Raw genomic sequence first — 5,899 nt, forward strand, 5'->3', positions numbered from 1 at the left:
TTGCCTCGATGCCCTGCATGAGCAAGTTCTGCCTGGTGACACGCAGTTGCAGATTATCGTGGTGGATGACCACTCCACCGATGCTACGCTCTCGCGCGCACGCCGGCGGCTGCGCTCCGCCGCCGTAGCGGGCACCGAAGCATGGGAGCAGGACTCGCCCCACGAAGCGCTGCGCCTGCCATTACGGTACGGACGCGGAAAGGAGACCGCGGTATCGTACGGCATAGAGCAGGCCATCGGTGAGGTGGTTCTCGTCGTCGACGCCGACTGCGCTCCTCCCCCCAAGTGGGCCACTACGCTCGCGACAGCCTGCTCCTCAGATACGCCCGTCGTATGTGGACCGGTGCGTTACGACATCGACGATGAGCGGTGGTTTGAGCGCTTTCAAGCGCTGGAGTTTCTGGGGCTGAATGCCTACGGCGCAGGCACTGCCGGGCTGGGCGTGCCCACGATCTGTAACGGGGGAAACATGGGACTGCATCGCTCGCTCATCGATACAATTGAGCGAGTTCAACTCTCTTCACATCTGGCCGCCGACGAGCTGTTGCTTCAGCATGTCGCATACCGTACGCCCAACAATGCGCGCTACCTGTGGCATGCGTCGGCCACCGTTACGACCCGCCCGGCTTCGTCGTGGCGCGCGTTCTGGAACCAGCGAAAGCGCTGGGCCCATGCCACGCGGTCGTACCACCCGGTACCCTGGCTTCTCTCAGCCAGCACCTTTGTGGTGCACGCTGTCTTGCTCGTAGCCTTCGCCATTGCCCTGAGCGATCCCGATGCCCTCTCTCAACCCGTCATGACGGGGCTGCTTGCCAAGATGGGGGCCGACCTGTTGCTTGTACTTCCTGCCTCACACGCTGTGGACCATCGCGACCTCATGCGCTCCTACATTCCCGCCGCGCTTCTTCAGGTTGCCTATCTGGTAGGGGCCGGGCTTCACGGCATGTTCGGGGCCGTTCGCTGGAAGGGGCGTACGGTTGACACGTAGCTCGCGGCAACCAGTACGTGGTCAGCGGCTCTGCTACGACGCAACGGGTGCGATGTGGCGCGCCTCGATGCGTTCGGCCTGCGCCCACCCGCTCTCCATGGCACGCCCCACACGACCGGCCCCGATCCGGTAGTCGCCTGCAAAGTACAGCCCGGATGCAGCCGCGTCGTCGAGGAGCGCAGCATCTGGTGGCGTGGTCGGAAAGGCATAGCGCCACCGGTGCGCATCTGTCCAGCCTATCGGCGGAAGCGCCGTGCCAAGCACCCCGGCCACCTGCTCCTGCACCGCCTCAATGTGCACTGCCGGGTCGGTATCTACGCGTGGGGCGGTCCACGATGCACTCATCTGCACCACCAGCACCGACTGCCCTGCAGGCACACGGCCCGGCTTGTCCTCCTCGAAGCTTATCCACGCAACCGGGTGGTCTCCAGAGGCACTGCGGAGCCCGTAGAAGGCCTCCGGTCGATCAATGGGCGCTTCGCATCCAAGCACATATGCAAATTGTGGCGCATAGGCGGCCTCGTTAAGCGCCTTCGCACAGGCCTGAAGATCTCGTTTCGCATCCCCCGTTGCCTGGCTGCGCTGCATGATCGTAGCGGCCTGCGGGGCCGGCGCGGTGCAGAGCACAGCATCAAACGGCCCGTGCACCTCACCCTCGGTCGAGTGAAGCTGCCACCCGCCTGCCACCGCTTCCAGATGCCGGATTCGCGTGGTGCGCACCACTCCCAGCGCCCCCTCCTGCACCATCAGCTTGCCCAGCGTATTGACGCCGCCGTCGTAGGTCCATCGCGGACCTGCCCCTTCATCGGGCGGCGAGATGACCCCGGCGCCGTTGAACGTCCACACCGGACGCTCGATCGTGGCCAGCCGGTCGGTGGGCAGGGTCTCGGTGATCAGCGTGCGCACCCGGCCCGACACCCCCGCCAGGTAGTTTGCGCCAAAGTCGTAGCGCACTGCGCCATGGCTTCGCGTGGCGGCGCGGCCGGTGTAGCCCCGGCTCTTCTCAAATAGCTTCACCTCGGCGCTGGAGGTGCGCAGATGCCAGGCTGCGGTGAGTCCTGCCGCCCCGGCTCCGATGATTGCAATACGATTCATATCTCGCTAATCTTTTGATATTGTTGCAGATGCATGCACACGTGGTACGAAACCCGGTTATGCGCTGCTCGCGTTGAATCCTCTACCCCCGGTTGTGTGTTCGGAAAAACGCGCGGCCTGAGTGTGACATGGTTGTCCACTTCCTGCTGGCCGCCTGCTCTACCTGATGATTTGTATCCGCTATGATTGCTCGTATTGTACTGCTCTTTCTGCTCCTGCCCGCTGTTGAGTTCATGCTGTTCATTCAGGTAGAACGGCTGATCAGCCTGTGGCCTACGGTCGCGCTTATCCTGGTTACCGGCGTCGTAGGCGGCTACCTGGCCCGTCGCGAAGGCGCGTCAACCTGGAAAAAGCTGAACGCTCGCCTGCAGACCGGGGCGCTGCCCGGCGATGAGATCGTCGAGGGGGTTATCATCCTTGTGGCCGGGGCCTTGCTTGTTACGCCTGGCGTACTGACCGACGTGGTCGGCTTTCTGGGACTCGTACCGCCCTCACGCCGCGTTATGCGCAAGATCATCATGAAGCGCCTCCAGAAGAAGATGGAGGAAGGCTCCATGCAGGTCCAGTACGGCAGCTTCTACGGCGGGTCAGGCTTTGCCGGATTCGACGACGACCCGATGAACGGTGCGGCGGGGCCTTCGGTGGGCGATGCGGACGAGTCTGATGGCCCCTCAGGCGCAGAGCCCGACCAGTGGAAAGGTACCGGCCGACAGATGCCCGGCCATGCCAACGAAGATGATGAGCTCTCACCGGATAACGGATCGCGCTCAGATCACTCCCGGTAGCACGCAGCACTCTTTTCGCAGCGTCCCCTTCTCTCAGTCAAAGGTAACAGGTATAGACAGAAGTATTGGAGTCGGTTCGCCACCTATCGTCGGCGGGCTAAATGCCATATGCTTTATGGCTTTGATCGCCATCTGATCACACTCTTCATGGATGCCTTCCAGTACCCTCGCCTCAGGCACGCTGCCTTCCTCATCAACAACGAACTGGATGCTCACGCGTCCTCGAACAGGGCAGACCCAACCTTCTGTAACTTCCTGCAGGACAGCAAATAGCGCATCAATGCCACCAATCATCTGTGGACTCTCAAAGTCGGGGTGGGAAGGGTCTCCTATCTCATTTGTCTCAAACGGAGGGGGGTCTTGAGACCTTGACTCAACGTGTGGGCGATCTACATTGGAGTTCTGCGAAGAGGCACACCCCGTTAGCATCACAGCAAGAAGAAACACAGCAGCAGACCACTTTTGAGATGGTGCAGCAATACAATTTATGTTTATTTAATAAATTACATGATAAAGAACATTTCTATCAATTCTACAAAAAAGCTGTATTAAAGGAAAGGGTAGTGGATAGACGCTGAATGATAAGGCGATTGGACACCGCAGCTTTTTTTCTTTGAACCCCCTCTCCCTTATTCCGCTTCGCTCCATCAGTCGCCCTCCGGGCTCGTGTCGGGTTTCTCCCCCTTGGTCAAGGGGGAGATGTCGGCAGACAGAGGGGGGTTGAGCGGGTTGCGATGATGTAGACTACATATCAATCATTTAAGTAGATCCAAGAAAGAATCTTTCGAGTATGTCATTGCGAGGAGCGTTAGCGACGCGGCGCTGTGAGCGGAGCGAACGAGTGCTCGTGGGGTGCAATCTTGTGCCTTATAAGCAGGATATACCCTTTACAAGGAACGCATGAGATCGCCGCGTCGGTCGCAAGCTCCCTCCTCGCGATGACAAGGTGTAAATGTATTTTTGGCGACCTACTTATGCTCTGCGACAGCTGCTCAAACCGAGCGCGTGCCGCCCTGGCGCGCATCCGACGAATCTGCTCCGGACGCATGCCAGGCGGCGTGCGTTGCACGAGAATCTACGGATCTACTGGAAAGAAAGCAACAGGCTAAATCGCAACGTATCTGAAAGCGGGTTGTCTTCTTCGAGGGTGTACAGGTAGGAGAAGTCAATCCCTACGATATTCCACCGTACGCCTGCGCCGAACGTCAGGAACTGGCGATTTCCGTTGTCCGGATGCTCGTAGAAGTATCCGCTTCGGAGGGCGAACAGGTCAGCATACCAGTACTCAAGACCCGTGCCAATGGTGAACTGGTCGACTACGCCCAGCTCGGTGGCCTCGTCGTCGCCCGGACGCCGCTCGCCCGGCACCGATCCCCACGAGTTGAAGATCGCCTGGTAGAACGGATCGGGGTTGGTGCCGTCTTCGTCGACGCTGATGAGCTCGCGGTTGAAGTCGTTCGCAAACGTGAGGCTGTTGTACTCGTCGAAGTTGAACGTGAAGGCGTACCCGATGCGCAGGTTGGTGGGCACGGCCTGCTTCTCTTCGGAGTACCGGATGTAGGTGCCCATGTTGGCAAGGTTCGCCCCGGCTGAGAACGTCGTAGGAGCGCCTAAGAGGTCAAAGGACCTGCTGCGGTAAAGCGCCGACAGGTCAAACGTACCGGTGGTGGCGGTGCCGCTGTCGATGTCGCCGTCGCCCTCAGACAGCTTCGAGTAGATGAAGCGCGCGCCGGCCCCCACGCTGAACGTCTCGCTGAGCTGGCGCCCGTACGAGAGCCCGGCCGCCATTTCGAAAGCGTTATCGACGCGGACCTCCTGTCCGTCGCCGTCGACCACTTCCAGCTCTCCGAGGTTCAGAAAGATGAGGTTCGCACCGAAGGTACCGATGTCGTCGACGTGGTAGGTCCCGACAAGATACTCATAGAAGAGCCCCGCGTCGAACTCGGGCAGCCAGTTGGCATGGGTAATTCCTACTTGCGCGTTGTTCTGAAACCCCAGTCCAGCCGGATTCCAGAACATGGCGTTGGCGTTATCGGCGATGGCCACGCCGGTGTTGCCCATGCCCGCGCCCCGGCTATCGGGCTCGATGCGCAGGAAGAGCGCGGACGACTGTCCGAGCTGTGCCTGGGCGGTGGTGGTAAGCGTAAACAGGAGAAGGGCGGTTCCAAGAAAGCCGATCCAACGGGCGAACCGGCGGGCAGAAGGTCGGGTCATGAGCACAGGCTGACTGCGTTATCGATGGTACGTACAAACGGCGTGCATCTGTGCACACGGGGTGCAGCGTGGCAAGCCATGGGGGATGCGTATCGGTGTATGTCGATAGAGCGCAGAGTATCTGGTGGAAGACTACGTACTGTCAAAGAGTAGGCAACGCGTCTGTAAAACGCAAGAACGAAGCGCCTGCTTGCAGGGGCCTTTTGCCCCGTTTAATACGTTGTGCCAAAACTATACCACGTTTCACAACACATGCGTCTCTGACGTTCTGTTGGATGCGGGGCCTCCTGTTTTGTTCGGAGGAACCGGCGCCAGCCCGATCGCCCGCGCCCCAACCGGATGCAGGGCCTCTTCTCAGCACACCCATCTGAGAACCCAAGTCCATCGCTATTTCAGCACCTCGGCCCTGGTGTTCCCCAGAAGCACCCCCACCCTGTCATTGCGAGGACGCAGGACGAAGCAATCTCATACGCCCCTGTTCGGGGCAGGCTTCCTTCGTGGGACGCACAGCCTCGCCACGACCTTGCACGCGCGGGGTCCTGCCTACCAAGCAGGAGATGGTTCGACTCCCGGCTTCGCCGTCCGCTCACCATGACATGCTCTGTAGTCATGTCACCTTGAGCGTATGCCGGCTCCTGCCGGCAGAAGTCGAAAGGTCTCCCACGGAGCTGGCGGAGCGCTCAAACAAGCACGCCACTACCAGTCATCCCGGGTGGACCAGCGCGAAGACCCGGGATCTTTATCCGAGCAAGCACCACCCCGCCCTTCGGGCACCCCTCCTTTCCGGGCTGGTGCCCGGTAGGAGGGGACGCTGCAG

General features: G+C 60.4%; 5 protein-coding genes. 2 read left to right on the plus strand and 3 right to left on the minus strand.

Features of this window, described 5'->3' with window-relative positions; all coding sequences use genetic code 11:
- On the plus strand, window positions 1–988 hold a 988-nt coding region (locus PPP56_RS09290; RefSeq protein ID WP_353563763.1), incomplete at its 5' end, for a glycosyltransferase.
- Between the two features lie 33 nt (window positions 989–1,021).
- Here PPP56_RS09290 and PPP56_RS09295 read toward each other — a convergent pair.
- Window positions 1,022–2,083 (minus strand): NAD(P)/FAD-dependent oxidoreductase, encoded by a 1,062-nt coding sequence (locus PPP56_RS09295; RefSeq protein ID WP_353563764.1) that lies wholly within the window; start codon window positions 2,081–2,083, stop codon window positions 1,022–1,024.
- A gap of 182 nt (window positions 2,084–2,265) precedes the next feature.
- On the opposite strand from PPP56_RS09295, the gene PPP56_RS09300 reads away from it, so the two are divergent.
- Window positions 2,266–2,868 (plus strand): FxsA family protein, encoded by a 603-nt coding sequence (locus tag PPP56_RS09300; RefSeq protein WP_353563765.1) that lies wholly within the window; start codon window positions 2,266–2,268, stop codon window positions 2,866–2,868.
- 33 nt (window positions 2,869–2,901) lie between these two features.
- On the opposite strand, the gene PPP56_RS09305 is transcribed toward PPP56_RS09300, so the two are convergent.
- Together PPP56_RS09305 and porV are read right to left on the minus strand one after the other, a co-directional pair.
- The gene (locus tag PPP56_RS09305) at window positions 2,902–3,162 is read right to left on the minus strand and encodes an energy transducer TonB (protein ID WP_353563766.1); all 261 of its coding nucleotides are present in this window, start codon (window positions 3,160–3,162) and stop codon (window positions 2,902–2,904) included.
- Window positions 3,163–3,951: 789 nt separating this feature from the next.
- The gene (porV, locus tag PPP56_RS09310; protein ID WP_353563767.1) at window positions 3,952–5,082 is read right to left on the minus strand and encodes a type IX secretion system outer membrane channel protein PorV; all 1,131 of its coding nucleotides are present in this window, start codon (window positions 5,080–5,082) and stop codon (window positions 3,952–3,954) included.
- Window positions 5,083–5,899 lie beyond the last annotated feature (817 nt).

The sequence above is a fragment of the Longimonas sp. genome, from assembly GCF_040409695.1.
Taxonomy (GTDB): Bacteria; Bacteroidota; Rhodothermia; order Rhodothermales; family Salinibacteraceae; genus Longimonas.